The sequence below is a fragment of the Vreelandella stevensii S18214 genome (assembly GCF_000275725.1).
GTDB classification, from domain to species: domain Bacteria; phylum Pseudomonadota; class Gammaproteobacteria; order Pseudomonadales; family Halomonadaceae; genus Vreelandella; species Vreelandella stevensii.
In genome coordinates this window covers 1-25432 of record NZ_AJTS01000039.1, presented here as the reverse complement: position 1 = coordinate 25432, position 25432 = coordinate 1, and the positions used below count along the sequence as shown (strand labels likewise).

Sequence of the window (25432 nt, the reverse complement as noted above, 5' to 3'; positions counted from 1 at the left end):
GGGTTGGTCAGGTATTACTATAAATCTGCTACAAGAGTTATCCAGAGACGTTGCATTGTTTAACATTTCCCTTGTCCAAGAGAGCGCCGTGGCGAGAAGCCGCCATGAATTTGACAACCACCGCGCGGTATGACAAACACACAACCCTTTCAGGTGAGGGATTAAACGTGGCAGACGAGCAAAGCTATCAGGCGTTGGCAGTGGACACCCTTGGCCAGCGGCTGGGGGGAGTGGAAGCGGTCGCCCGCCGCGTGGGCGGCGACCCGGCACAGTGGCAGATCCGTGAAGTGGGCGATGGCAACCTCAATCTGGTATTCATCGTCACCGGCAGCACCGGTAGCGTGGTGGTCAAGCAGGCGCTGCCCTACGTGCGCATGGTCGGTGAGAGCTGGCCGCTGCCGCTCTATCGAGCCCATTTCGAATACTACGCCCTGGTGCGCCAGGCCAAGCGTGCGCCTGGCGTGGCCCCAGAGGTGTACCATTTCGACAAGCCCCAAGCGCTGATCGTGATGGAGTACCTTCACCCGCACGTGATTTTGCGGCGCAAGCTGATCAGCGGCGAGCGGGTGGCTCGGCTAGGGGAAGCCATCGGTGAATTCTGTGCCCGCACGGCGTTTCGCGGTTCGGAGCTTTCCATGGCCAGCCCAGAGAAAAAAGCCGATGTGGGCCTGTTCTCGGGCAACGTCGCGATCCCCGCGATTACCGAATCACTGGTGTTCACCGACCCCTACTACGGCGCCGAGATGAACCGCCACACGCCCGAGCTCTCGCCCGTGGTGGACGCACTACGCCGCAATGCGCCTTTGAAAGCCAAAGTGCAGCGGCTGCTGATGAAGTTCACCGCCAACACCGAAACCATGCTGCACGGTGATTTGCACTCTGGCTCCATCATGGCCACCGACACCAGCGTACGGGTTATCGACCCTGAGTTTTCCCAGTATGGCCCCTTGGCGTTCGACCTAGGCATGGCCGTGGCCAATTTCTTCATGGCCTACTTCAGCCAGCCAGCCCACCGCCAGGCAGACGAGCTGGAAGCGTATCAAGCCTGGATTCTCTCGGTGATCAGCGACTGCTTTACCCGCTTCGATGAGGAGTTTCGTCACCTCTGGCAAACCGAGCGGACCGGTATTCTGTTCCCCAGGTCGCTATTCGAAGAGCAGGGCAACAGTGCCGACGACGCCTGCGATGCCCTGCTGGATGAGATTCGTGAAGATGCGCTGGCCTACTGCGGCATCGAAATGCATCGCCGCGTACTGTCGCTGGCCCACAACGCCGACTTCGAAGAGATCGAAGACACCGCCCTGCGCGCCGAGTTGGAAGCACGCAACGTGCTGATGGGCCAAACGCTGATCATGGAACCGCAAGCCTACCGAGACCTCGACGCGCTGACGCAACTCGCCAAAACGTTCAATCAGAAAGCGGTGTTGTAAGCGTCTTTCCATTGATTCAGTGGCACCTTCGGCACCGCTGTGCGGTGCTTCGCGGGTGCGCTCCGCTTACGCCGCGCTACGGGTGCCCATTTTGAGCGTGGAGAAACGCCGTAGCGCGGCGTAACGCATCTTGCTCGGCACGAGCAAATGAGGCACCCGCGAAGGCGGCGGTAGCCGCCTGGGTGGGCCGCTGTGGAGGATCAACGCTCGGTGGCATCTTCGGCACCGCTGTGCGGTGCTTCGCGGGTGCGCTATCGCTTACACCGCGCTACGGGTGCCCATCTTGAGTTTGGCGAAACGCCGTAGCGCGGCGTAACGCATCTTGCTCGGCACGAGCAAATGAGGCACCCGCGGGGGCGGCGGTAGCCGCCTGGGTGGGGCCAGAGTGAATGATCAACGCTCGGTGGCACCTTCGGCACCGCTGTGCGGTGCTTCGCGGGTGCGCTCCGCTTACGCCGCGCTACGGTTTATCCTTCACCCTTCACCCTTCACCCTTCATCGCTCAAAGCTGATCTAAACGATCGAATTTTCCGGCGATGTCGCTTTCGGTCCAGTGGGGGACCCAGCCTTCCACGTTGTCGAAGAAGCGCAGCGCGGTGAATTCCGGCTCGGGGCCCATGTCGAACCAGTGCGGGGTGTTGGCGGGCACGCTGATCAGGTCGTTGCGGGTGCAGAGCACTTGGTAGACCTTGTCGTCGATGTGCAGGCAGAACAGCCCCTGGCCTTTGACGAAGAAGCGAACTTCATCTTCATGGTGGCGGTGCTCGTTCAGGAACTTCTGGCGCATCGCTTCCTTGTCCGGGTGGGTGGGCACCATGTGCAGCACGTCGACGGTCTGGTAGCCACCCTTGGCTTTGACCCGGTCGATATCTTCCTGATAGAGCGCCAGGATCTCTTCCTGGGTGGCATCGTCGGCAATCTCGCCCGGCGCTGCCCAGCGTTCGAACAGAACGCCCACGCGGTTCAGTTCGTCGGCGATTTGCGCGCCGTCCGTGGTATCCAGAAGCGCATCGTTAGGGTTTTGATCGGCAAAGACTTTCAGTTGTGACATCAATGACTCCTGAAATAAGCAATGGTCAACCGTTGCCGCTAGACGGCAATCTCGTCGAAGCGTGCGACGCAGGTGTGGTGTGTTCCCGGCTGGGTGCCTTCGCGTACCAGCTGCCGGGTTTGCATGCCCGCCTGTTCAGCGGCATCCAGCTCTTCGACGACATCTGACAAGAACAGCACCGATGCGGGCGGCAGGTCAAGGGTGTCGAGGATACGCTGATAAGAGGCGGCTTCGCGCTTATGGCCAACATGGGTGTCGAAGTAGCCGCTGAACAGCGGGGTCAAATCTCCCTCGTCACTGTAGCCAAACAGCAGCTTCTGCGCCTGCACCGAGCCTGACGAGTACACGTACAGCGCCACGCCCTCTGCCTGCCACTGGCGCAGCGCCGGAGCCACATCGGCGTATAAGTGGCCGGTGAAGTCGCCACGCTGGTAGCCGTCGGCCCATACCATGCCCTGCAGGGCTTTCAGCGGCGTCACTTTCTGGTCGGTATCGATCCAGTGCAGCAGTGTCGCAATCACCGCTTCCAGCGTGGCCTCAGGGGCCTGCATGTCGCTGCGTACGGCGTCGATTTGCTCGGCTACGGCAGGCGTGGCTGCGTGCTCGCGCAGAAAATCAGGCAGCTTGGCGTAGGCGTAGGGAAACAGCACTTTATGAACGAAATTGATATCGGTGGTGGTGCCTTCGATATCGGTCACGATAGCGCGAACGGTTGATTGACTCATTGGGACCACCGGCTCTCTTCCAGTACACAGGCAAGTAAGAATTCGATGGCTTCCAGGTGGCGGCGGCAGCTGGCAATGCTGTCGCCCACGGCGTAGATGCCGTGTCCCGCCACGAGAAAGCCCCAAGGCATCGGCCAGCCCTGGCGAACGTGCCTGGCCAGCTCCTCCATGTCCTGGGAGTTGGGCACCACCGGCAGGCGAATCGTTGCATCATGCGTCGCGTTACCCGCCAACGCCTTTTGCATCTCGAAACCGCTCAGTTCGATGCCGTCGGGAAAGCGTCGCGACAGCACGGTGCTGGCCACGGTGTGGGTGTGCAGCACGCAGTGAATGTTCGGGTCTAGCCGGTACAGCGCGGCGTGCAGATCGCTTTCGGCGCTGGGCTTGCCGCTACCTTCCAGCACGCGGCCTTCCAGGTCGCAGAGCAGCAGGTCATCGGCCTGGATGCGGGTTTTATCCCGCCCGGATGCCGTGACCCAGTAACCAGCCTCGGTACGCGCGGAAAAATTGCCGCCGGTGGCGGGGGTCCAGCCTTGCTGCGCTGCCCAGGCAATGGCGTCCAGCAGTTCGGTGTGTAAGGTAGTCATAAGGCCTGCATCGTCTCATCCAATGGGCATCATTCTATATGATAAGCTTCGCGCCTGATAAGCCGCGCGCCGAGTTCACCGGTTCAAGACCTCAAGGAGCCCTTCATGGTTATGTTACAGTCACGCAGTTTACGAGTGCATGCCGACGCCCTCGAATACCTGGACCAGACCCGGCTCCCCCAGGCCGAAGAGTGGGTGCGCTGCGACTCTCCCGAGGCGTGGCAGCACGCCGTCAAGCATCTTGCCATTCGCGGGGCGCCGTTGATTGGCTTGAGCGCGGCGTTCGTACTGGCCCAGTATGCGGCTCGCCATCCGCAAAGTGAGTGGCAGTGGGTGAGTGATCGCTTACGGGCGACGCGCCCCACGGCGGTGAACCTGATGTACTGCCTGGACGCCATGGAAGCCTGCTTTGCCCAGGGCGCGGATGCCCTGGCCGAGCGTGCCCAAGCGCTGTTCGAAGAGGACCGCGCGCTGTGTCAGCGCATGGCCGAGCGGGGCGCTGACCTGTTGGCCTCCGGCGACCGGGTGCTGACCCACTGCAACACCGGCGCGCTGGCCACGGCGGGCGTAGGCACCGCGATTGGCGCGCTGGCCATCGCCAAACAGCGCGGCGTGGAGCTGCAGGTCTATGTGGATGAGACCCGCCCGCTGCTCCAGGGCGGCCGCTTGACCGCTTGGGAAATGGCGGATTTGGGCATTCCCTACCAGCTGATCACCGACAGCATGGCGGCCAGCCTGATGGCGGCGGGCAAGGTGGATAAAGTGATGGTGGGGGCGGATCGCATCTGCGCCAACGGCGACTTTGCCAACAAAGTGGGCACTTACATGCTGGCGGTGGCGGCGCACTACCATCAGGTACCGTTCTACGTGGTGGCCCCTTACACCACGGTCGACCCCGTCTGCGCGACCGGCGCGGCGATTCCCATCGAGCAGCGAGATGGCGCGGAGGTGCGCGGTGCCGCCGGCGCGTTTGGCGAGGTGGTATGGGCGCCCAGCGATGCACCGGTGTGGAACCCGGCGTTTGATGTGACCCCGGCCTCACTGGTCACCGCCTGGATTCTGGATACCGGCGTGTTCGACGCCGCCGCCATTGCCCAAGGCGAGCATCTGCGAGGATGGCGCTAGGCTTTTACGAAAACTGCCTACGCTCGCCGACTTTTCGTAAAAAGCCTAACCCTTGGCAGCCATGGAGGCCCGCACGCAGTGCAGTATCGAATAATCGATACGCCCCTCCAGCGCCTCGAATACGACTTTCAGCCCCTGGCCTGGAAACTGCTCGAAGGCGGCGTGAATCTGCGCCAGGGTCGCTGTGTCCAGGTTGACCACCTCTTCCAGGGCCAGTTCACCGCCTTGAATGGCATCGCTCAAATGGCGGTAGACCGTGTTGGCGGCCAGCCCGCGCTGCTCGGCGACTTGTTCGGGGGTTAGCCCCTGGCGCAGCAGCGTGGCGGATTCCATGGCGCTATTGCCGATGTCGGTGGGCGCTTCGGGCTCATTGGGGTGCGCCAGTACCACCGCCAGAAATCCTTCGCCGTAATCGGCCAGCTTGCGCGCGCCGATGCCCGAGATGGTGCCCAGTGCCTGCAGCGTTTGCGGTTTTTGCGCTACCAGCTCGGCCAGGGTGGCGTCGTTGAAGATCACGTAGGCGGGTACGCCCTGGGCATCGGCAAGCGCTTTGCGATGCTGGCGCAGCGCTTCCCACAGTACGCCATGGCCCTTGGCGGCGGATGCCCCTTTGGCTCCGCGCCGCGCAGGCTTGCTGGGTTTGCGCAGGGTGAGACTTTGCTCGCCGCGCAGTATGGGCCTGGCGTTGGCGGTGAGCTTGATCGCGCCATGGCCCTCCATGTCCACGCTCAGATAGCCGCTGGCGATCAGCTGACGAAACAGCGCTTTCCACTCGCTGGCGGTGAGCTCCTGGCCGATGCCGAAGGTGCTCAGGCTGTCGTGGCCAAAGTGGCTGATACGCTCGTTGCGCTTGCCGAGCAGCACATCCACCAGATAAGTGACGCCAAAGCGCTGTTCGGTGCGGTAGACACACGACAGCGCCTTCTGCGCGGCCACGGTGGCCTCCCAGGTGTCAGGTGGGGTGAGGCAGTTATCGCAGTTGCCGCAGGGTTCGTCTAGCGAATCGCCAAAGTAGTGGAGCAGCGCCTGACGGCGGCAGCTGATGATCTCGCAGAGCCCCAGCATGGCATCGAGCTTCTGTTGTTCGATGCGCTTCTGCTGGTCGGCGGCACTGGAGTCCTGCTGCATCTGGCGCAGGGTGATCACGTCCTGAAGGCCGTAGGCCATCCAGGCATCGGCGGGCAGCCCGTCGCGTCCGGCGCGGCCGGTCTCCTGGTAGTAGGCTTCGATGCTTTTGGGCAGATTGAGGTGTGCCACGAAGCGCACGTCGGGTTTGTCGATGCCCATGCCGAAGGCAATGGTGGCGACGATCACCACGCCATCTTCACGCAGAAAACGGGTTTGATGCTGCTGGCGCTGCTCGGCGGGCAGCCCGGCATGGTAGGGCAGCGCGGTGAGCCCCTGACGCGCCAACCAGGCGGCGGTTTCTTCCACCTTGCGGCGAGAGAGACAGTAGACGATGCCCGCTTCGCCGTCGTGGTGTTCGCGGATGAAACTCAGCAACTGCTCTTTGGCATTGCCCTGATTTTCAGCGATGTGGTAGCGAATATTGGGGCGGTCGAAGCCGTTGTTGTAGAGCGCGGCTTCCTGAAGCTGCAGGTGCTCCATGATGTCGTGCCGGGTAGGCACGTCGGCGGTGGCGGTGAGCGCGATGCGCGGCACGTCAGGAAAGCGCTGATGCAGGTGGGAGAGCTGGCGATACTCGGGGCGGAAATCGTGCCCCCATTGGGAAACGCAGTGGGCCTCGTCGATGGCGAACAGCGCAATGCGCGTCTGCTCCAGCAGCATCTGCATGCGCGCCGTTGCCAGCCGCTCGGGCGCGATGTAGAGCAGGTCCAGCTCGCCTGCGCGCAGGCGGTTCTCCACCTCCGTCGCCTCATGCATCTCGAGGCTGGAGTTGAGGTAGGCGGCGCGCACCCCGTTCTGGATCAGCGCGGCCACCTGGTCCTGCATCAGCGCGATGAGCGGCGAGACCACAATGGCGGTGCCGGGGCGCAGCAGCGCCGGGATCTGATAGCACAGCGATTTGCCGCCGCCGGTGGGCATCAGCACCAGCGCGTCTCCGCCGCCCGTCACGTGCTCGATGATGGCCTGCTGGGGGCCACGAAAGCGCTCAAAGCCAAAGACTTCTTGAAGTACCTTGAGGGCTGCCGGGTCGCCGTGCATCGCTGCTCTCCTTGTCGTGTGCGTGAAGGAGAATTGTCGCACGAAAACCCGAGTGAGTTGGGTTAGCGAATCCCCGCCCGTAAAAACGACTGCACGAACTGGCGCTGGAACAGCAGAAAAGCCACCAGCAGCGGCGCAATACTCAGCAGCGTGGCAGCGCTGACGGTGGCCCAGTTGACGCCGGTTTCTGGCGCGGAGAACACGCCCAATCCTACCGTCAGCGGGCGGCTTTCCACGGAGTTGGTCACCACCAGCGGCCACAGGAAGTTGTTCCAGTGGTGGCTGATCGACACCAGCCCGTAGGCCAGATAGGTGGGCTTGGCCAGCGGCACGTAGACCTTCCACAGAATTTCCAGCCAGCCACAGCCCTCGATACGGGCGGCGTCCTCCAGCTCTCGGGGGATGGTCTTGAAGGTCTGACGCAGCAGGAAAATGCCGAAGGCGCTGGCCACGTAGGGCAGGCCAATGCCGGTGATGGTATTGATCAGCCCCAGCTCGCTGGCGATACGGTAGTTTTCGACGATCAGCACTTCGGGAAACACGAACAGCTGAATCAGTACCAGCATGAACAGCAGGTTCTTGCCGGGGATCGGAAAGCGGGCAAAGGCAAAGGCGGCCAGCGTGCAGACCACGAACTGGGCCAGTACCACGCCGGTCACCAGCGCGAAGGTGTTCAGGTAGTAACGCGCAAAGGGGGCCTGGGCCCAGGCGTTTGTGAAGTTGTCCAGCGTCAAAGGCGCCAGCAGGTCGAAACGTACCATGTAGGCGGGCGGGTGAATCGCGGCCCACACCGCGTAAAGCAGCGGAAAGATCCAGATCACGGCCAGCAGCCAGGCCGCCAGGGTTTCCAGGCGGGGCAGCGCCAGGGTGCGCCGTGGCGACACCGGAAAAGAGGAGGTACTCATTGGTAGTGCGTCCTGCGGTCCAGAATCGTGAACTTCAGCGTGGCCACCACCGCCAACACCAGCAGAATGACCACGGTGATGGTGGCCGCCATGGTGCGGTCGAAGAACGAGAAGGCGTTCTCGTAGACGTAATACAGCAGCAGGTTGGTGGCGTTATTGGGCCCGCCCTTGGTCAGAATGAACAGGTGGTCGACCACCCGCACCGCATTGATCAGCGCGTTGATCAGTACGAACAGCGTGGTGGGCATCAGCAGGGGAAACGTCACTCGCCAAAAGAAGCTCCAGCGGCTCGTGCCCTCCAGGTCAGCGGCTTCCTTGAGCTCCGGGGGGATGGCCTGTAGCGCGGCCAGGTAGAAGATCATGAAAAAGCCCGCTTCTTTCCACACCGACATGACGATGACCGACCCCAGTGCCACGCCGGGGTCGCCCAGCCAGTTCACCCCGGCAAACCCCAGGGCGCCGAGCAGCTTGTTGAATAGCCCTATCTGCGGGGCGTAGAAAAACATCCAGATATTGGCGGCGGCGATCATGGGCAGAATGGTGGGCGTGAAATAGGCCATGCGTACCAGCCCGCGCCCGGGCAGGCGGGCATTGACCAGCAGCGCCATGCCCAGTGCCAGCGCCATGGAAGTGGGAACCGTGCCCAGCGCGTACAGCAGGTTGTTGCGGGCGACTTTCCAGAACGTCGGGTCGTCCATCAGCACGCGATAGTTGTCGAGCCCGACGAAGGCGGCGGGCTCGCCGCGAAAGCCGGGCAAAAAAAGGCTGTTGATCACGGTGGTGATGGTGGGCAAGTAGGCAAAAGCTGTAAGCAGCAGCGCCGCGGGCAGAAGCAGCAGGGCGCCGTAAAGCTGCATCGTTCGATGGGCGTTCAGGTTCATGGGGCCGCCGTGATGAGAAAAAGCCGGGGCGAACCCCGGCGAGCATGGAAACGTCCGCCTATCGGCACTTACCGGGCATAGCGACGCAGCGCCGCATCGGCCTCACGCTGGGCCTGGCTCAGCGCGTCGGCAGGGCTCATTTGCCCTGTCAGTGCGGCTTGCACGGCGTTATCCAGGGCACGGCGCACGCGGCCACCCTGGTAGGTAGAGAGTTCGGCAGTGCCGTGTTCGAGCTGGTCCCGAGCCACGGCGGCAGGGGCGAATTCTTCCACGTAATGCTGCAATGCCTCGGTGTCATAGGCGGCGGGGCTGACGCCCATGTAGCCGGTTTCGATGGACCAGGCGGCGGCACGCTCGGGGGCGGTCATCCAGCGGATGAAGGTCATCGCTGCGCGCTGCTCCTCTTCACTGGCATCCTCGAAGATGTAGAAGTTGCCGCCACCGGTGGGGCTGCCGTGCTGGGTCTTCATGGGCAGCATGGCGACGCCAAACTCGAAATTGGCCTCGTTGCGTACCGCGGTCAGGTTACCCGTGGTGTGCCACATCATGGCGGTGGACTGCTCGAGGAAGTTCTGGCGCAGGGTGCCCCACTCGATTGTGCCACTGGGCATGGCGTCGTGCTCGGTGGCCAGCGACACCCAGTATTCGAGGGCTTCGATGGCGGCCGGGTCGTCAAAATAGACCTCGGTGCCATCGTCGTTCATCAGACGATGGCCGTTCTGGAAGGCAAAGGCCTGGAACATCCAGTAGGGGTAGCCGGTGGACGGCACCATCACGCCCCACTGTTCACCGTTCGAGCCTTCGCGCACGGTGGAGGCCATCTCGGCCATCTCTTCCCAGTTTTCCGGCGGCGTTTCCGGGTCCAGGCCAGCGGCTGCAAAGGCGTCCTTGTTCCAGAACAGCACGATGGTGGAGCGCTGGAAGGGAATGCCGTAGGTCTTGCCATCCAACTGACCGTTCTCCATCAGGCCGGGGTAGAAGCTATCCAGCCACGCTTGCTCTTCCTCGGTGTCGATGAGGTCATCAAAGGCCACGATGGCGTTCTGCTCGATCAGCTCGTACAGATCGATGGAGAACAGCACCGAGAGCTGAGGTGCATCCCCGGCTTCCATGGCGGACATGGCGCGCACGCGGGTGTCGTCGTAGTTGCCTGCGTAGATGGCTTCCACGTTGATGTCCGGATATTCGCTTTCGAATTCAGCCACCAGGCCATCGATCACGTCGGTCAGTGCGCCCCCCACCGACACCGGGTAGTACATCGTCAAATCGATGGTATCCGCCTGAACCTGAGCGGCGCCCAGTGCGCTGGCAAGCAGGGCGCCGGACATCAAGGGATGAGAAACTCGCATGGCTGACTCCTCAAAGAGTGGGTGATGTCGCAAGGGTTGTGGGGTGGTGAGCAAACTCAGTGCTGAAAAGAGCCCACCGTCGGCGGGCGCGGAATGGTGCGATACGGCGTGAGTTCCAGCGCCGACAGGTCGTCCCGGCGTGTGCCGGAGGGGTCGAACAGGTGGGCCTTGTCTGCCGACCAGAACAGTCGGCAGGGCTGGCCCGTCAGGCTGTGTTTGCCGCCCAGCCGCACACGCAGGGTGTGCTGCCCGACGCTCACATGGGCAATGGTGTCGGCGCCCAGATACTCTTCGCTTTCCACCTGGCCGGGCAGGCCAGCCGCCGAGGCCTCGCGCAGTTCGATATCCTCGGGGCGAATGCCCAACTGGCCGCCCGCGGCGGGCAACGGGGCAACGGGGGTGGTGGGTTCGCCTTCGATCACCGCTCCCTGTGCCCCGGCCACCAGCGGCAGCAGGTTCATGGCCGGGCTGCCGATGAAGCTGGCGGCGAAGGCGCTGGTGGGCTGGTTATAAAGCTCGTCGGGTGTGCCGTCCTGCACGATATGTCCTTGTTGCATCAAGATCACACGGTCTCCCATGCTCATGGCCTCTACCTGGTCGTGAGTGACGTAAACCACCGTCATATCGAGTCGTGATTGCAGGGCTTTGATCTCCCTGCGCATATCGCTGCGCAGCCGCGCATCCAGGTTGGACAGCGGCTCGTCCATCAAACAGATGGGGTGTTCGGAAATGATGGCGCGCGCCAACGCCACCCGCTGGCGCTGGCCGCCGGAAAGCTGTGCCGGTTTGCGGTGCAGGTAATCCGTCAGGTCCACCAGCTCGGCCACCTGGGCCAGGCGCTGCTGCCGTTCTGCCTTCGCTACCTTGCGGCTGCGCAGGCCAAAGACGATATTGTCGGCCACGCTCAAGTGCGGAAATAGCGCATAGGACTGAAACACCATGCTCAGCCCACGGTCGCCGGGCGGCAGGTGGGTCACGTCCCGTTCGCCGATATGGATGCGGCCACTGCTGGCGTCGTCCAGCCCCGCCAGCATGCGCAGGGTGGTGGATTTTCCACAGCCTGACGGCCCCAGCAGAATGACGAACTGCCCGGGCTGAATATCGAAGGAAATGTCGTTGACTGCCGTGGTCGCGCCCCAGTGCTTGGAGACGCCTGCCAGGCGAATGCGCGATTGGTTCATGGCTCTCATCCGTCATGTGTGGCGACGATCTAGAGTGAGAGCAAGGTGTTGCGTTTGTATGACGCCTGGACGTCAGGTTGATGTCGTGAGGCGCGGATGCCGAATGGCCCGGCGTAAGTCGCCGGGCCAACGCTTACGTCTGGTGGCGCAAAATGGTCGGCGCTGACCACTGCTGACACACGGGCATGACTTCCAGGCGGGTGATGTTGACGTGGGCAGGCAGGGAGGCCACATGCAGCGCCTGCGCGGCCACGTCTTCTGGCTGGAGCGGCTGGGTGCCTTCGTAGTAGCGGTCTGCGACGCCCTGGTCGCCCTTCATGCGCACCAGGGTGAACTCGCTGGCCGTCATGCCGGGGGCCAGGTCCGTGACGCGAATGCCCAGCGGGCCCACGTCACAGCGCAGGTTATAGCTGAACTGCTCCACGAAGGCCTTGGTGGCGCCGTAAACATGGCCGCCCGGGTAGGGCGTATTGGCAGCAATGGAGCCCAGGTTGATGATCGTGGCCCCTGGGGTGGAAGCGCTCAGCAGCGGCAGCAGGTGCTTGGTGACGTTGACCAGCCCCTTGATATTGGTGTCGATCATGCGATGCCAGTCTTCCAGCGATGCTTGCGGCGCCGGGTCCTTGCCCAGCGCCAGCCCGGCATTGTTGATCAGCGTATGCACGCGCTGAAAACGCTCGGGCAAGGCCGCCACGACTTCGGCCACCGCCTCGGCGTCGCTGACGTCCAAAGCCGCCGTATGGGTAGGCACGCGCTGTTCGAAGGTGGCCTGCAGCTGCGCCAGGCGGTCCTGGCGCCGCCCGGTCAGTACCAGTGCCCAACCCGCGTCGGCAAAAAGATGCGCGCATGCCAGCCCGATGCCGGACGTCGCACCGGTGATGAACACGACCTGCTCGGTTTCGTGCATGGAGAATACTCCCATACTGCATTGTGATGGAACCTCTCGGGGGAAGCGCCATTGGGTAACGAACCCGAGCCCTTGAGTATCCATCTTTAGTCGCAGCCTTTCGCAGTATCCCTGAAAAAGGTGCCATTCTCAGGGCGATTACAGCCATCGTCATTGACGAAGCCTGCCTTCTCGAACGCCGATTTGAGCCGTTTGGCGGCTTGTTTCAAGATCGAATCAGCACCACACCCAATAACGACAACCGTAGAGAGCCTTCCCATGCGGAAACAACTGCTTGCCACGCTGGCGACCCTGGGCATGCTGACGACAGCCCCGTTCGTTCTGGCTAACCCGATTGAAATCCAAGTCAACAACACCATGAGCGAAGGCGGTTCCGAAAGCGCCGCCGTGGAGCGCTTTGCGGAGTACCTGGAAGAGCAGGCGCCGGGCCGCTTCAACGTTCGCCCTTTCCTAGCGGGCTCGCTGGGAGGCGAGGATGCCATTCTGGAATTGCTCAATCTGGGGCAAACCCAGCTTTCCATTACCGGCGGGAATTGGCGCCAGCAGTATGCGCCTGAGTACGACGCCATTACCGTGCCATTCGTGTTTGCCACTTGGGAAGAGGTGGATGCGTACATGGAGAGCCCCTCTGGGCAGGCGTTAATCGAGCAGGCCGAAAACCAGGGCGGGCTCAAGTACTTTGGCACTCAGCATCGTGGGCCGCGCCACATGACCGCCAACAAGGCCATCGAAACCCCTGAAGACTTGCGCGGTTTCCGCATGCGTCTGCCCTCGTTGCCGGTGTGGCTAACGGTGTGGGAAGAGATCGGTGCTCAGGTGGTCAACGTGCCTGCTCCGGAGATCTATCTGGCCATGCAGACGCGCCAGGTAGACGGCCATGAAAACTCGCTCTCTTCGCCATATACCCGGCGCTTATGGGAAGTGCAGGACCACATCATTCTGACCAGCCACGTGCAGTTCCCGTGGAACTGGGTGGCCAGTTCGCGGTGGTGGAACGGCCTGGAAGAAGACGATCAAGCGCTGATCGAAGAGGCCATTCACGTGGCGCGAGCCCATGGCTCCGAGCGTGAGCGCGAGCTGGACGAGTACTACCTCGGCGCGCTGGAAGAGCAGGGCATGACCATCATCGAACCGGATATCGAAGCGTTCAGAACCGCTGCGTTGCCTGCCATCGAGCGGGTCATGGCCGACATGGCCGATGGCGTGAGCGAGGACGCCCTCGGGCATCAGGGCGAATGACGCGCTAGCGCCAACGCGTTGGGTTCAGCCACGGGGGTGCCCGACACCACCGTGGCCGTGGATTGCGAGATCACCTCAGGAAATTATCGATGAATGCTCCCTCGGAAGAGAAAGCGGCACCCGTGCAGGGGCTGGATAGAGCTGCCCAAAGTGTGCTGCGTGTCATTACGCGCCTGTGCGATGTGGTGGGCGTGACCTTGATGGTGGCCATTCTGTTGCTGCTGGTGGCCGCCGTGGTGGCTCGTGACCTGCTGGGGCTGGGAATGCCCTGGACAGAAGAAGTCGCGTCGCTGCTGGCCATTTATGCGATTGGCTTTGGCTCCATTTCGGCGTGGGTGCGTAGTGAGCATCTGGTCGTGGACCTGTTCAGTCACCGGCTCTCCAACGTGGGCAGGCATCTTCAGTACCGCTTGACGGCCATGATCTCCTGCGGATTTTTCGTGCTGGCGGCCTGGGGCGCCTGGATCATGTCCGACATGAGTGCCAACAATAAGACCGTATCGCTGAGTATCAGCTTCAGTTTTCTCTATTACGGCGTATTGCTCAGTTTCTCGGGCATGGCGCTGATCGCCGCGTGGCAGACCCTGCGTGGCCCCGTGGCCTGGTTGGCAGCGCCCCGTGAAGAGGAGCCTACGCAGCCATGATGGAATTGCTCGTATTCGTAGGGGGCTTGCTGGCCCTGATGGCCATTGGGTTGCCCGTGGTGGTGGCCATTGGCGTGACCTCGTTCATTGCCCTGGCGGTAACCGGGGCGGGGGGCCTGCCGGTGGAGCTACTGCCGCTGCGCATGGTGCAAACCCTCAACAACTTCACGCTGTTGGCCATCCCGCTGTTCATTCTGGCGGCCAACATCATGAACGTGGGCTCCACGACCACCCGTATCTTCGACTTCGCCTCGGCGCTGGTGGGGTTCACCAAAGGTGGGCTGGGGCATGCCAACGTCGTGGCCAGCTCGATTTTTGCCACCATGTCGGGCACCGCCGTCGCCGATGCCGCCGGGCTTGGCAGCATTGAAATCAAGGCCATGAAGGAGCGCGGCTACGAGCTGGGTTATTCCACCGGTATTACGGCGGCGTCCAGCGTCATTGGCCCCATCCTGCCGCCCAGCATTGCGCTGGTGGTGTATGGCTGGCTGGCCAATGTCAGTATCGGCGGGCTGTTCATGGCGGGGTTGCTGCCGGGCATCCTGATGGCGCTGTTACTGATGGGCATGACGGTGGTGCTGGGCATGACTGGCCGGGTGGTGATGCCCACACCGACCGCGTTCGATGCCTGCGAAGTCGTGCGCACGGGCAAACGGGCCATCCTGCCCCTGATGATGCCCGCCATTATCGTGGGCGGTATTTGGGGAGGCTTTTTCACCCCCACGGAAGCGGGTGCGATTGCCTCGCTGTACGCGGTGATCCTGGGCGGGGTGATCTACCGTGACTTGAACGGGCGAGATTTATTCCATGCGTTTCGTAGAACCCTGATGTTCAGCGCGGTCATTCTGCTGATCATCGCGGTATCGAGCTTCTACGGCTGGATTCTGGTCCGCATGGGTATCCCCCAGGCGCTGGCAGGCCAGGTTGCCAGCATCGATATGCCCACCATCGTGCTGCTGCTCTGTTTTGCGCTGTTTTTCCTGCTGATCGGTTGCTTCATGTCGGTGATCGAGAGCATTCTGATTTTCACGCCCATCGTCGTACCGGCCGCCCTCAGCGCGGGGCTGGACCCCGTTCACTTCGGTATCGTGATGGTCATCACGCTCTCGGTGGGCGTCATCACGCCGCCCTTCGGCACGGTGCTGTTCCTGATGGTCGGCATTACCCGGTTGAGGTACGGCCAGGTGGTCAAAGCCGTATTGCCGTTCCTGCTGCCCATCCTGGCCACGATCCTGCTGTTGATCGCCGTGCCTGGACTGGCGACCTGGCTGCCGAGCGTGATGGGGTATTGAGCCTGGTCCGCCAATGCTTCGCCCCTTGCGGATAGGGCGCTAAGGGGCGAAGTAAAGCGGTAGATGCCGAGGGGGCAACAGGATGGGTATCAGGCCAGATGCCCATTACCCATCGGCATTGATCTTCTCAACAATCTCCGCCAGCGCGCTTTCCGCCTGGTCATTATCGACCTGGCAGGTGCCCGCATTCAGGTGGCCGCCGCCGCCGTAGCTCAAGCACAGCTCGCCCACATTGGTGTTGCTGGAGCGGTTGAGGATCGACTTGCCAATGGCCAGCACGGTGTTCTGCTGCTTGAGGCCCCACATCACATGGATCGAGATGTTGCACTCGGGGTACATGGCGTAGATCACGAAGCGGTTGGTGGCATAGATGGTCTCTTCGTGGCGCAGGTCCAGGACCACCAGATTGCCGTGTACGCTGGCGCAGCGTTCGATCTGCTGTTTGGCCAGTTGCGCGTGTTCACGGTACAGCGCGGTGCGCTCGTGGACGTCTTCCAGGGCCAGGATTTCGTCGATGGTGTGCTCACGGCAGTAATCGATCAGCTTCATCATCAACTGGTAGTTGGAAATACGGAAGTCGCGGAAGCGTCCCAGCCCCGTGCGCGCGTCCATGATGAAGTTCAGCAGCACCCAGCCTTGCGGGTCGAGAATCTCGTCGCGATCGAACTGTGCCGAATCACCTTTATCGACCGCCTCCATCATGTCGTCCCAGCGGGCAGGGAAGGCCTCGTGGCCACCGTAGTACTCCCACACGACGCGCGCTGCAGAAGGGGCGTCGGCATTGATGATGTGGTTGTCGGCCCGCTCGACGTTACGCACGGTTTCGCTCAGGTGATGATCGAAGGCCAGATGGCAGCCGGGCACATAAGGCAGGTTGGTGGTGATGTCGTTGGCATCGATCTCGATTTTGCCATCCTGCATGTCCTTGGGGTGCACGAAGGTGATCTCATCGATCAGCCCCAGATGCTTGAGCAGTGCGCCGCATACCAACCCATCAAAATCGCTGCGGGTAACCAAACGAAACGTGGATGTTTGTTGCGTAGGCATTTGTAGTCTCTTCACGGTGATCGGTATCTGAACGATACCAGCAGTGATGGTGGGTTAAAATAAACCTTTCCGCTCTTGCAACCCCGGCTACCAACGCTTTGGCGGGCTGCTCATCGGCAAGGTAAAGTGAGCAGTGTTACAGCGGGGCGTGAGCATCAGGGGCCCATGTGCCAGAGGTAAACAATAAAAAACTAATTAAATGTTATAGAAGATACGCGTTGGCATGCGGAAAATTTTTATAAACCACTGAAATTTAGTGATTTAAAAATTTTCTGGCGCAGGCTGGCATGGGGGGTGCAATGTTCTAGGCAAGAACGGCAAGCATGAATGTCAGGACGACACGCCGCTCTTATCGATCGTGAAGATGAAACGTTGTTAGATGTGTAACACGCCGAACTGAACGAAAGAAACGCCATTAGGAGGCACGACCATGAAAAAGGAAGCTCTGAAGAAACTCGGTATTCTGGGTGTATCATTTGGCCTGGTAGCCAGCCCGCTGGCATTCGCAATGGAGGAGCATGAAGAGCACCCCACTGCGCCGCAGGAAGAAACCATGCAGGACGATCAAGGCTCATTCAACTCTTTCGATGCTGATCAAGAGCACGGTGCCACCAACGACGGTGTGACCACCGAGTACGAAGAGGAAGAGCAAGAATTCACTTATGAAGAGGAAGAAGAAGAGCAGGATCAGTGGGAGACTGAAGAGGAAGATGATTCTGGCTGGTAATCCCACGGCCGCTTAAGGGAGTAACTTCTACTTCGGCTCAAGGATGAGCCACGCAGCGCCCCGCCAATTGCGGGGCGCTGTTGCGTTTGGGCTATCGTGTCATGGGGCGAACGTGTCATAGGGGCTATCGTGTCATAGGGGCTATCGTGTCATAGGGGCAAAGCGTGGAAGGGAAATGCGCGTGAATGCGCTATGGTAAAAGACGCATCTTCACAAAATCCCTTCGCTATGACCCTGACCACGATCACAAGGATGTGCCCAACGTGTTGAATTGGAAAGAGCTTCCCCAGCTGCCTCGCGCCGAAGGGCGTATCGAAGCCATCGACCTCGCACGAGGTATCGCCATTGGGCTGATGATCGTCAGCCATGCGGTGAGTGGTTTGGTCGGCATACGCAACGTACCGGACTGGGGCATGGTCCCCGTTCACTTCATCACCAAGTTTTCATCGTCGCTGTTCATTCTGGTGTTCGGTATTGCCCTGGCGGTGGCCTTTTTGTCCCACACCCAAAGCGAGGATTGGCCCAAAAGGCGCCTGAAGCTCTGGGTGCGCGCCCTGGAAGTGTGGTTCTGGTACAAGGCCCTGACCATCGTCGAGATGCTGCCTTACTACTCTCCTGCCGACATCGTCGATACCCTGCTGTATGGCCGCTTTGCCATCTGGGTCGAAATCCTCGGGTTTTATGCCATTGCCCTGTTATGGGTGCCGCTGGTGCTTCCTCTGTGGGCACGAACGCCTCTGTGGGCACGACTCGGTGCCATTGTGGGGCTGACCGCGCTCTCGGCCTGGCTTCAAGGGCTGAGCTTCGGTGGAAACGATATTCTCAAGGCGCTGTTGGTGGATCATGAAGACCACTACACCTGGGGCCAACTGAGCCGGGCACCGCTGGTGCTGGCGGGGTTGCTGATGGGTGAGGCCCTGCTGCGCTGCTACTTCGATGTGGCGCTGCGCCGCCGTTTGGTCGGCGTATTGGTCGTGGTAGGGGTGCTGATGGTGGCCGGTTTTTATGGCCTGGCCATCAGCGCTGGAGATGTCGATGCCGCCATGCTGGCGATTGCCAACAATGCGGGCAAGCACCCGCCAGGGCTGCAGTTCATGCTGTTCAGTGTGGGAGGAGCGCTGGTGCTACTGGGCCTGGCATTGGCCGGTGGCGCCATGGCAGCCAAGGTGCTGCTGCCGCTGACCGTGGTGGGCAGCGATGCCCTCAAGGCCTTCATATTTCACATCGTGATGATTTTTCTGGTGCTGCGCTTTTTGCTGGGGGCCGAAAATGTCCTCTCTTATCCACAGGTGCTCGGCGTGGGCGGGCTGTTGATTCTGGGGGCCGCCTTGTGGATAGGGCTGACCCGCTGGGTGGCTCGACATAAATAGCCTGTACGAGAATAGGCAGAGCAACGGTAAGCCGTAGATGGGGAGGCAAGGTTTGAGACGTTTCAAACGCTGGTGGTTGAGTATGGTGCTGGGCGTGCTGCTGCCGATGGGGCCGATCGTTCTGGCAGAGACTCACGGGCAGGCGCATGGTTATGAGACGAACTGGTACTACGAAGTCGACAAGCAGAGCCCTTGGCAGGGCCGCCTGGATGCCCGGATCGCGGCCATCGAAGAGGCATTCGGTGGCGAGCTGGGCGTCTACGTGCAACAGCTGACGAGCGGCGAAGCGTACTCATGGCGTGCCGATGGCCCCTGGTATCTTGCGTCGTTGGTGAAAGTCCCAGTGGCCGCTGAAGTATTGGCGCAGCGCCAGGCGGGCACGCTGTCGCTGGATGAACGGATCACGCTCTCGCGCAGCGACTTCGTGGATGGCGCCGGGCCGGTCAACTGGCACGACCCTGGCACGCCCATTTCCATCCGCTACCTGCTGGAACAGATGGTGACGGTCAGCGATAACACGGCCACGGACATGCTGATCAACCGCGTGGGGCTTGCCGACGTCAACGCCCGTGCTCGGGCCATGGTTGCGGCCAGCGGCGGGCACCCCGAGCAGTTGGGGCCCATCAGCCTGCTGGTGGGTGTGCGCCAGGGCGTGTACGGCCAGCTGCACCCGCAGGCCCGCCAGCTGGGCGGGCTCGATTTCATGTCGCTTCGCCAGCATGGGCTTGGCCAGCGGCCTGCGGCGCTGGCCCGGACGCTCGGGGTATCGTCCAGCAGTTTCGCGCAGCCAGACTACGACAGCGCCTTCGATGCCTACGAAGCCAGTGGTGAAAACGTCGGTACGCTGCGTGCCTATGGCGACCTGCTGGCCAGCCTGCATCACGGAGGCATGGACGACCTCGACCGCGAGCAGCGGCAAACCCTGCTGGAGGTCATGCAGCGCACCCGCTCTGGCGAACAGCGGCTCAAGCGTGGCATGGGCCGCGAGGTGACGTTTGCTCACAAGACCGGCACCCAGCACCGTCGCAGCTGCGATGCGGGCATTGCTACCCGCGATGGTGCACCTGCGCAGCACTGGGTCATCGTGGCCTGTAGCCGTGGCCCGCTGGCGCTGAGTGCCCACGAGCAGGCGTTGACCCGCGTAGGTGAAGCATTACACGACAGCGGCGTGATAAACTGACCCGCCGTTTTGGGTTGAACCGTTATCAGGTTGAATATTAAGGAGTTGACCATGGCCCGCGCTAGCGCACGTCATATTCTGGTAAGCAGTGAAGAGCAGTGCAACGCACTGAAACAAGAGATCGAAAACGGCCGTGACTTTGCCGACGTGGCCAAGCAGCACTCCAGCTGCCCCTCTGGCCGTCAGGGCGGCGACCTGGGCAGCTTTGGCCCCGGCCAAATGGTGCCGGAATTCGACAAAGTTGTTTTCAGCGGTGAACTCAACAAGGTTCACGGGCCGGTTCAAACTCAGTTTGGCTATCACTTGCTCGAAATCACCAGCCGCACTTAATACCTTTTAAAGGCCGTCATGCATCGCGGCAGCCATGTCGCGGTGCCATTGGCATCGCGCTGCGCTGGTTCTGAGCTGTCCCGCGATGTAAGGAGACTATCCCGCGGCCAGGGAGCCGAGAGAGGAAGTGTTATGACCACCGTCACACGCATTCTTCATGCAACGAGTCCGGATCTTTCGCGTTTGCTGGCGATGTGCCGGACGATGGGGTTCATTCGGGCCGACCTTTGGCGCCGGTACGGTGCCCTTGGTACCGTTGGCAAGAGCGCCAGCGCCGTTCGCAAGGAAATAACCCAGGGTGGCTGGCATACAGACTTGCCACTGGATGGCACGGTTCGCGCCGAATCCACTAAGGATGTGATCAACGACATCCTGACCTACAAGGCGGCTGCCAAGCACAAGGTGCGCCGGGCCGTGGCCGCACGCACCACGGACGAAACCGAACGCAAACGCCTCTACACGCTGCTGAAACAGGACAAATGGCTAGAAGATACCTATCTGCATCGCATGATGCGCAAACATTTCAGGCATGGCAAAAGCCAGTGTAGTAACCAGTTCGTCGTCCGTTCCGACAAGCACAGTGAGCGAATCATCGACGGCCAACTGGTTATTACATTGCATCTGTCCAAAAAGGTGGGCGGCAGCATCACGCTATACACCACGACGTCAGGCAAGAACGTCAGCCTGGAAAAGAAGAATCTGCGCGTCATCGTTCGGGAGGGAAAGGTCGAGATCCATTATGCCTACGAGAAACCGCCAGGGCGGCCTCATGGGGACAAGGTAATGGGTGTCGATAAGGGCTACACGGAGGCCTTCACTGACTCGCAAGGCCAGCATCATGGCGAGTCGTTCGGTCAAGTGCTCACTGCGTACAGCCATCAGGTATCCGCCACTGGCAAGGCGCGCAATTGCCTGCACGCCCTGGAAAAGAAGCATCGGGCGGCAGGACGGATCGCCAAGGCCGAACGCATCCGCGCCAATAATCTGGGTAAGAAGAAGCAAGTGGCTCGCCGCCAGCGCACCCAGCAGCACCTTCGCACCATCGCCTATCAGGCGGCTCATACCATCATGGACGAGGCGGCGCTTCTCGCTTCGGAAGACCTGACTCAGCCCATCGCGGGCAAGGTACAGTGGCGGGATTACAACCGCCGCATGAGCCACTGGGCCAAGGGGGTGCTGGCCCAGGCGCTCGACGAAGTATCGCAGCAGCGTGGCACCCGTCACGACATCGTGAACGCCGCCTATACGTCGCAAATGGACTCGATCACGGGACGCCTGGAAGGTGAGCGCCGTGGCGACAAGTTTTACCGTGCAAACGGGGACGTGATCCAGGCGGATGTCAATGCTGCGCGGAATGTCCTGGCAAGGCTTGATGACCCCGACATTACGCGGTACATGCCGCACGGCGAGGTCAAGCGAATATTGTTGGGACGTTTCTCCGGCGCAACTGAGCGTCAAGAGGCCCGAGTTGTTTGCCAGCACGGCATGTCAACCGGGTGCGGATAAATCCTTTTTGGCCAATGATGGCCAAGCTTTAAGGAGCAGCACGCCTTGAACGACCCAATCATTGCCATCGAAGGCCTGAACAAAACCTACGCAGGGGGCTTTCAAGCGCTTAGCCGTGTCGACCTGACCATTGCACGCGGTGAAATCTTTGCCCTGTTAGGCCCCAACGGCGCCGGCAAGACCACCTTGATCAGCGTGGTATGCGGGCTGGTGAATCCCAGTGAAGGCCGTGTGTTGGTGGATGGCTTCGATAGCGTTCGCCACTATCGGCAAGCCCGCGAGCGTATCGGCCTGGTGCCCCAGGAACTCACCAACGAAGCCTTCGAAACCGTCTGGAACACCGTCAGCTTTAGCCGAGGCCTGTTCGGCAAGGCACCGAACCCGGCGCATATCGAAAAGGTGCTCAAGTCACTCGCCCTCTGGGACAAGCGCCATAATCGGCTGATGACCCTCTCGGGGGGCATGAAGCGCCGCGTGCTGATTGCCAAGGCGCTGTCTCACGAGCCGCGTATTCTCTTTCTGGATGAGCCCACCGCAGGCGTCGATGTCGAGCTGCGGCGCGACATGTGGCAAGTGGTACGCGGGCTGCGCGATGACGGCGTCACGATCATCCTTACTACCCACTACATCGAAGAAGCCGAAGAGATGGCCGACCGCATCGGGGTCATCAATCGTGGCCAGATCGTGCTGGTGGAAGAGAAAGCCGCGCTGATGAAAAAGCTCGGCAGCAAGCAGCTGACCCTGCACTTGCACACTCCCTTGCAAGCGCTGCCGGAAGCACTGGCCAATGAAGCACTGAGCCTGGCGGCCGACGGGCACGAGCTGGTGTACACCTACGATGGTCGCCAGGAAGAGCATCAGGCCGAGGGGCGCAGCATTTCGTCACTGCTGGCGCAGCTGGAAAAAGAGGGCATTACCTACAAGGACCTGCACACTCGGCAGAGCTCTCTGGAGGACATCTTCGTGGATCTGGTCAAGGAGCGCGCATGAACCTCTATCCCATTCGGGCCATCTACATGGCAGAAATGGCGCGTACTCGGCGAACCCTGCTCCAGAGCATCGTCTCGCCGGTCATCTCCACGTCGCTCTACTTCGTGGTCTTCGGGGCTGCGATTGGTTCGCGCATCAGCGAGATCGGCGGGGTGAGCTATGGTGCCTTCATCGTACCGGGCCTGATCATGCTGATGCTGCTCACCCAGAGCGTCTCCAACGCCTCCTTCGGCATCTTCTTTCCCAAATTCTCCGGCAGTATTTACGAGATATTGTCGGCCCCGGTGTCGTATCTGGAAATCGTCATCGGCTACGTGGGGGCGGCGGCGTCCAAATCGATTCTGCTGGGCTTGATCATCCTGGCCACCTCGGGCTTGTTCGTGCCGCTGGAGATTGCCCATCCCTTCTGGATGCTCACCTTCCTGGTGCTCACCGCCGTCACGTTCAGCCTGCTGGGGTTCATCATCGGTATCTGGGCCGACGGGTTCGATAAACTGCAGCTGGTGCCGCTGCTGGTGATTACGCCGCTGACGTTTCTGGGCGGCAGTTTCTACTCCATCGATATGCTGCCTCCGTTCTGGCAAACCGTGACCCTGGCCAACCCCGTGGTGTACCTGGTGAGCGGGTTTCGCTGGAGCTTTTATGGCATCAGTGATGTCAGTGTGGGCGCCAGTATTGCGATGATCCTGTTCTTTTTAGCCGTCAGTCTGGCCACCATTGCCTGGATTTTCCGCACCGGATACCGGCTGAAGCCCTGACGTTTCACGTTTTTCTGCAAAGGTAACGCCTGCTTATGCCGCTACTGCAAAGTGCCGTGCACCGCCTGGAGCCCTCGTTGGATGGCGAGCGCCTGACCGTGACGCCGCCCCCGGCACCCGCCGAGGCCGACAACCCCGTCATGGCCAGCCTGGTCAACACCCTCAACGATACCTACAACACCAAGGCCAAGGGGTGGGGGCGGTTTGCCGAGCAGGGGGAGCAGGCCGGGCCTCTGGTGGCCTGGCTGAGCGCCTATCTGGCGGCCGACCCTTCGGGCACCGAACAAGGTTTTGCCGAGCTGGCCAACGCCCTGGCCGAGCGCCTTGCGCAAACGCTGCAGGAGCAGCTGTCGGTCAGTGGTTATCTGGTGACGGCGCACCTTCGTCAGGGGGATACGGATACCCTGTTCTTCGGCTTGATCCATCAGCGGGAAGGGATCGGCTTCAATGAGGCCCATCAGGCCGTGCCAGCCGCTCAGTTGAACGCCAGCCAGCTGACGCTGGCGGCCCGGGTGAACCTCACCCAGTGGCAACGGGCGGATGCCACGACGCAGTACGTCTCGTTCCTCAAGGACCGTGGTGCCAAAAAGCTCTCCGATGGGCTGGTGGCGCTGCTGGGCATGGAAGAGGGCATCGATGCCCCGGCAGAAACCCGCACCCTGCTCAAGGCCTTCAGCGACTACGTCGAAAAAGAAGACCTGGACGACGACGCCAGCCGTGAAAAAACCGACACCCTGGTGGATTACGCCAACGAGCAGCTGCGCCGTGGCGAACCCATGACGCTGGAAGCGCTTTCCGAGCTGGTGGACGAGAAGCAGCCACAGGCGTTTTACGACCATATCCGCAACGCCGATTACGGCCTCTCTCCGGAGATTCCGCCGGACAAGCGCACCATCAACCAGTTCCGCCGGTTTACCGGCCGAGCGGGTGGGGTGTCGATCAGCTTCGATTCGCACCTGCTGGGTTCCAGCATCGAGTACGATGCCGCGCAGGACCGTCTTATCATCAAGCAGGTGCCCAAACAGCTCAAAGAGCAGTTGGCCAAACGCAAGGAGTAATTGCCGTGCTGGACGCGATTCAAAGCTTCTTTCAGCGGACGCTGTCGGCCCCGGAGCAGCGCGACGATCAGGCCCTGACCCTGGAACTCGCCTGTGCTGCGCTATTATGCGAAGTGATGCGGGCCGACTATGAACAGAGCGAGGCCGAGCGCGCCGCCATGCAGCGCATGCTGATGACGCGCTATCGCCTCGATGAGCAGGCAGTGGCCGAACTGATGCGCCTGGCGGAGGCAGAAGTGGACGACGCCGTGGACCACTACCAGTTCATCAGCTTGATCAAACAGCACTACGGCTATGAGCAGCGCCTGGAAGTAGTGGCCATGATGTGGCAGGTGGCCTGGGCCGATGGCGCGCTGGACCCGCTGGAAGAGCACCGCATTCGCCGCCTGGCCGACCTCCTGCACGTCAGCCACAGTGATTTTATCCGCAGCAAATTGGGCAACTCTCCAACGTAGCCGATTACGGTTCGGCGGCCTCGCCTTCCTCCAACAGGCCCGCCACCAGCCCATTCAACTGCTGCTGGAACTGGCCGCCGGGGGAGGGCCGCCGAGAGCAGATGGCTCGTACCCGTAGAGTAGAGCATGCGCCCGCTGGGGGTGTCGACGAACGGGCGGCTAAGCGCATCGTTGACCCGTGGGTCGGCATTGCTGGGCAGGCTGTTCACGAAATTACGCAAACATCAAAAAAGGCTGCTACGCTAGAAGGGCCTGTTAAGGGAGAAGCAACCCTTTGATTTTCATGAAACGCTAAAGCAAGGAGTGCCGTTATGCGTAGCATTATCTATATCGTGGGTCTGGTTGTCGTGGTGTTGTTCATCCTTTCGCTGCTGGGCTTACGTTAAGCAGCCTGGGGCCACCATCCCCGTTAGCACGCCAAGCGCCCGCTTCCCCCAGCGGGCGTTTTTTTAAGTTCATCGCATTCTGGCGTGACAGCGAAGCAACCCCCGGCAAAGTGCCATGAACATCAGCACGTCATGGATTCGTT

At 61.3% G+C, this 25432-nt stretch carries 25 protein-coding genes; 14 read left to right on the top strand and 11 right to left on the bottom strand.

What is annotated here, in order from left to right; genetic code table 11:
* The first annotated feature begins 167 nt into the window (after positions 1-167).
* A complete protein-coding gene (mtnK, locus tag HSS18214_RS0109770; protein ID WP_016915117.1) occupies positions 168-1430 on the top strand; it encodes an S-methyl-5-thioribose kinase in 1263 nt (420 codons plus the stop codon).
* A 502-nt stretch (positions 1431-1932) separates the two neighbouring features.
* On the opposite strand, the gene HSS18214_RS18035 is transcribed toward mtnK, so the two are convergent.
* The 3 genes from HSS18214_RS18035 to mtnB are packed head-to-tail and all read right to left on the bottom strand — an operon-like array spanning position 1933 to position 3793.
* On the bottom strand, positions 1933-2481 hold the full coding sequence (locus tag HSS18214_RS18035; protein ID WP_016915116.1) for a 1,2-dihydroxy-3-keto-5-methylthiopentene dioxygenase: 549 nt from the start codon (positions 2479-2481) through the stop codon (positions 1933-1935).
* A gap of 38 nt (positions 2482-2519) precedes the next feature.
* Positions 2520-3206 (bottom strand): acireductone synthase, encoded by a 687-nt coding sequence (gene mtnC / locus HSS18214_RS0109755; RefSeq protein ID WP_026001852.1) that lies wholly within the window; start codon positions 3204-3206, stop codon positions 2520-2522.
* The gene (mtnB, locus tag HSS18214_RS0109750) at positions 3203-3793 is read right to left on the bottom strand and encodes a methylthioribulose 1-phosphate dehydratase (protein ID WP_016915114.1); all 591 of its coding nucleotides are present in this window, start codon (positions 3791-3793) and stop codon (positions 3203-3205) included. The genes mtnC and mtnB overlap by 4 nt, the downstream gene beginning before the upstream one ends.
* Before the next feature lie 105 nt (positions 3794-3898).
* On the opposite strand from mtnB, the gene mtnA reads away from it, so the two are divergent.
* Positions 3899-4918, top strand: coding sequence for an S-methyl-5-thioribose-1-phosphate isomerase (gene mtnA / locus HSS18214_RS0109745; protein WP_016915113.1), 1020 nt, complete (start codon positions 3899-3901; stop codon positions 4916-4918).
* Between the two features lie 45 nt (positions 4919-4963).
* Here mtnA and recQ read toward each other — a convergent pair whose 3' ends face one another.
* From recQ to HSS18214_RS0109715, 6 genes are all read right to left on the bottom strand, one after another.
* Positions 4964-7084: a DNA helicase RecQ gene (gene recQ, locus HSS18214_RS0109740; protein ID WP_016915112.1), complete on the bottom strand. Its 2121-nt coding sequence runs from the start codon at positions 7082-7084 to the stop codon at positions 4964-4966.
* A 62-nt stretch (positions 7085-7146) separates the two neighbouring features.
* Positions 7147-7989: a carbohydrate ABC transporter permease gene (locus HSS18214_RS0109735; RefSeq protein WP_016915111.1), complete on the bottom strand. Its 843-nt coding sequence runs from the start codon at positions 7987-7989 to the stop codon at positions 7147-7149.
* Positions 7986-8870, bottom strand: a complete 885-nt coding sequence (locus HSS18214_RS0109730) for a carbohydrate ABC transporter permease (protein WP_016915110.1) — start codon at positions 8868-8870, stop codon at positions 7986-7988. The genes HSS18214_RS0109735 and HSS18214_RS0109730 overlap by 4 nt, the downstream gene beginning before the upstream one ends.
* A gap of 68 nt (positions 8871-8938) precedes the next feature.
* Positions 8939-10219, bottom strand: coding sequence for an ABC transporter substrate-binding protein (locus HSS18214_RS0109725; protein ID WP_026001850.1), 1281 nt, complete (start codon positions 10217-10219; stop codon positions 8939-8941).
* A gap of 56 nt (positions 10220-10275) precedes the next feature.
* Complete coding sequence (locus HSS18214_RS0109720; RefSeq protein WP_016915108.1) at positions 10276-11400, bottom strand: ABC transporter ATP-binding protein; 1125 nt, start codon at positions 11398-11400, stop codon at positions 10276-10278.
* Positions 11401-11533: 133 nt separating this feature from the next.
* Positions 11534-12307 carry an SDR family NAD(P)-dependent oxidoreductase gene (locus HSS18214_RS0109715; RefSeq protein ID WP_016915107.1) on the bottom strand — a complete coding sequence of 258 codons (774 nt, stop codon included), beginning with the start codon at positions 12305-12307 and terminating at the stop codon, positions 11534-11536.
* Between the two features lie 258 nt (positions 12308-12565).
* Here HSS18214_RS0109715 and HSS18214_RS0109710 point away from each other — a divergent pair, with 258 nt between their 5' ends.
* The 3 genes from HSS18214_RS0109710 to HSS18214_RS0109700 all read left to right on the top strand — a co-directional run bounded on the left by HSS18214_RS0109710 (position 12566) and on the right by HSS18214_RS0109700 (position 15482).
* Positions 12566-13546, top strand: coding sequence for a TRAP transporter substrate-binding protein (locus tag HSS18214_RS0109710; RefSeq protein WP_016915105.1), 981 nt, complete (start codon positions 12566-12568; stop codon positions 13544-13546).
* An 89-nt stretch (positions 13547-13635) separates the two neighbouring features.
* Positions 13636-14190 carry a TRAP transporter small permease gene (locus tag HSS18214_RS0109705; protein WP_016915104.1) on the top strand — a complete coding sequence of 185 codons (555 nt, stop codon included), beginning with the start codon at positions 13636-13638 and terminating at the stop codon, positions 14188-14190.
* Positions 14187-15482: a TRAP transporter large permease gene (locus tag HSS18214_RS0109700; RefSeq protein ID WP_016915103.1), complete on the top strand. Its 1296-nt coding sequence runs from the start codon at positions 14187-14189 to the stop codon at positions 15480-15482. The genes HSS18214_RS0109705 and HSS18214_RS0109700 overlap by 4 nt, the downstream gene beginning before the upstream one ends.
* Positions 15483-15587: 105 nt before the next feature.
* Here HSS18214_RS0109700 and HSS18214_RS0109695 read toward each other — a convergent pair whose 3' ends face one another.
* Complete coding sequence (locus HSS18214_RS0109695; protein ID WP_016915102.1) at positions 15588-16529, bottom strand: DHH family phosphoesterase; 942 nt, start codon at positions 16527-16529, stop codon at positions 15588-15590.
* 430 nt (positions 16530-16959) lie between these two features.
* On the opposite strand from HSS18214_RS0109695, the gene HSS18214_RS0109690 reads away from it, so the two are divergent.
* The 9 genes from HSS18214_RS0109690 to HSS18214_RS0109650 all read left to right on the top strand — a co-directional run bounded on the left by HSS18214_RS0109690 (position 16960) and on the right by HSS18214_RS0109650 (position 24903).
* Positions 16960-17256 (top strand): hypothetical protein, encoded by a 297-nt coding sequence (locus HSS18214_RS0109690; RefSeq protein WP_016915101.1) that lies wholly within the window; start codon positions 16960-16962, stop codon positions 17254-17256.
* 185 nt (positions 17257-17441) lie between these two features.
* On the top strand, positions 17442-18626 hold the full coding sequence (locus HSS18214_RS0109685; RefSeq protein ID WP_016915100.1) for a heparan-alpha-glucosaminide N-acetyltransferase domain-containing protein: 1185 nt from the start codon (positions 17442-17444) through the stop codon (positions 18624-18626).
* Between the two features lie 106 nt (positions 18627-18732).
* On the top strand, positions 18733-19806 hold the full coding sequence (locus tag HSS18214_RS0109680) for a serine hydrolase (protein ID WP_156808506.1): 1074 nt from the start codon (positions 18733-18735) through the stop codon (positions 19804-19806).
* Between the two features lie 51 nt (positions 19807-19857).
* Positions 19858-20136, top strand: a complete 279-nt coding sequence (locus tag HSS18214_RS0109675; protein WP_016915098.1) for a peptidylprolyl isomerase — start codon at positions 19858-19860, stop codon at positions 20134-20136.
* Positions 20137-20268: 132 nt separating this feature from the next.
* Complete coding sequence (locus HSS18214_RS18030) at positions 20269-21642, top strand: transposase (protein ID WP_050980303.1); 1374 nt, start codon at positions 20269-20271, stop codon at positions 21640-21642.
* Positions 21643-21687: 45 nt separating this feature from the next.
* Positions 21688-22632, top strand: a complete 945-nt coding sequence (locus HSS18214_RS0109665) for an ABC transporter ATP-binding protein (RefSeq protein WP_016915097.1) — start codon at positions 21688-21690, stop codon at positions 22630-22632.
* Positions 22629-23390 (top strand): ABC transporter permease, encoded by a 762-nt coding sequence (locus HSS18214_RS0109660; protein ID WP_016915096.1) that lies wholly within the window; start codon positions 22629-22631, stop codon positions 23388-23390. The genes HSS18214_RS0109665 and HSS18214_RS0109660 overlap by 4 nt, the downstream gene beginning before the upstream one ends.
* Before the next feature lie 35 nt (positions 23391-23425).
* Entirely contained in the window at positions 23426-24448 is a 1023-nt protein-coding gene (locus HSS18214_RS0109655) for a nucleoid-associated protein (protein ID WP_016915095.1), read from the top strand.
* 5 nt (positions 24449-24453) lie between these two features.
* Complete coding sequence (locus HSS18214_RS0109650) at positions 24454-24903, top strand: tellurite resistance TerB family protein (protein WP_016915094.1); 450 nt, start codon at positions 24454-24456, stop codon at positions 24901-24903.
* A 4-nt stretch (positions 24904-24907) separates the two neighbouring features.
* On the opposite strand, the gene HSS18214_RS19295 is transcribed toward HSS18214_RS0109650, so the two are convergent.
* The gene (locus HSS18214_RS19295; RefSeq protein ID WP_189464235.1) at positions 24908-25072 is read right to left on the bottom strand and encodes a hypothetical protein; all 165 of its coding nucleotides are present in this window, start codon (positions 25070-25072) and stop codon (positions 24908-24910) included.
* Positions 25073-25432 lie beyond the last annotated feature (360 nt).

What these genes read in the sequence shown, in the direction of transcription:
- HSS18214_RS18035 (WP_016915116.1), bottom strand. Translation starts at nt 2,481, where the DNA reads ATGTCACAACTGAAAGTCTTTGCCGATCAAAACCCTAACGATGCGCTT.
- mtnC (WP_026001852.1), bottom strand. Translation starts at nt 3,206, where the DNA reads ATGAGTCAATCAACCGTTCGCGCTATCGTGACCGATATCGAAGGCACC.
- mtnB (WP_016915114.1), bottom strand. Translation starts at nt 3,793, where the DNA reads ATGACTACCTTACACACCGAACTGCTGGACGCCATTGCCTGGGCAGCG.
- mtnA (WP_016915113.1), top strand. Translation starts at nt 3,899, where the DNA reads ATGGTTATGTTACAGTCACGCAGTTTACGAGTGCATGCCGACGCCCTC.
- recQ (WP_016915112.1), bottom strand. Translation starts at nt 7,084, where the DNA reads ATGCACGGCGACCCGGCAGCCCTCAAGGTACTTCAAGAAGTCTTTGGC.
- HSS18214_RS0109735 (WP_016915111.1), bottom strand. Translation starts at nt 7,989, where the DNA reads ATGAGTACCTCCTCTTTTCCGGTGTCGCCACGGCGCACCCTGGCGCTG.
- HSS18214_RS0109730 (WP_016915110.1), bottom strand. Translation starts at nt 8,870, where the DNA reads ATGAACCTGAACGCCCATCGAACGATGCAGCTTTACGGCGCCCTGCTG.
- HSS18214_RS0109725 (WP_026001850.1), bottom strand. Translation starts at nt 10,219, where the DNA reads ATGCGAGTTTCTCATCCCTTGATGTCCGGCGCCCTGCTTGCCAGCGCA.
- HSS18214_RS0109720 (WP_016915108.1), bottom strand. Translation starts at nt 11,400, where the DNA reads ATGAACCAATCGCGCATTCGCCTGGCAGGCGTCTCCAAGCACTGGGGC.
- HSS18214_RS0109715 (WP_016915107.1), bottom strand. Translation starts at nt 12,307, where the DNA reads ATGCACGAAACCGAGCAGGTCGTGTTCATCACCGGTGCGACGTCCGGC.
- HSS18214_RS0109710 (WP_016915105.1), top strand. Translation starts at nt 12,566, where the DNA reads ATGCGGAAACAACTGCTTGCCACGCTGGCGACCCTGGGCATGCTGACG.
- HSS18214_RS0109705 (WP_016915104.1), top strand. Translation starts at nt 13,636, where the DNA reads ATGAATGCTCCCTCGGAAGAGAAAGCGGCACCCGTGCAGGGGCTGGAT.
- HSS18214_RS0109700 (WP_016915103.1), top strand. Translation starts at nt 14,187, where the DNA reads ATGATGGAATTGCTCGTATTCGTAGGGGGCTTGCTGGCCCTGATGGCC.
- HSS18214_RS0109695 (WP_016915102.1), bottom strand. Translation starts at nt 16,529, where the DNA reads ATGCCTACGCAACAAACATCCACGTTTCGTTTGGTTACCCGCAGCGAT.
- HSS18214_RS0109690 (WP_016915101.1), top strand. Translation starts at nt 16,960, where the DNA reads ATGAAAAAGGAAGCTCTGAAGAAACTCGGTATTCTGGGTGTATCATTT.
- HSS18214_RS0109685 (WP_016915100.1), top strand. Translation starts at nt 17,442, where the DNA reads ATGCGCTATGGTAAAAGACGCATCTTCACAAAATCCCTTCGCTATGAC.
- HSS18214_RS0109680 (WP_156808506.1), top strand. Translation starts at nt 18,733, where the DNA reads ATGGGGCCGATCGTTCTGGCAGAGACTCACGGGCAGGCGCATGGTTAT.
- HSS18214_RS0109675 (WP_016915098.1), top strand. Translation starts at nt 19,858, where the DNA reads ATGGCCCGCGCTAGCGCACGTCATATTCTGGTAAGCAGTGAAGAGCAG.
- HSS18214_RS18030 (WP_050980303.1), top strand. Translation starts at nt 20,269, where the DNA reads ATGACCACCGTCACACGCATTCTTCATGCAACGAGTCCGGATCTTTCG.
- HSS18214_RS0109660 (WP_016915096.1), top strand. Translation starts at nt 22,629, where the DNA reads ATGAACCTCTATCCCATTCGGGCCATCTACATGGCAGAAATGGCGCGT.
- HSS18214_RS0109655 (WP_016915095.1), top strand. Translation starts at nt 23,426, where the DNA reads ATGCCGCTACTGCAAAGTGCCGTGCACCGCCTGGAGCCCTCGTTGGAT.
- HSS18214_RS19295 (WP_189464235.1), bottom strand. Translation starts at nt 25,072, where the DNA reads ATGCGCTTAGCCGCCCGTTCGTCGACACCCCCAGCGGGCGCATGCTCT.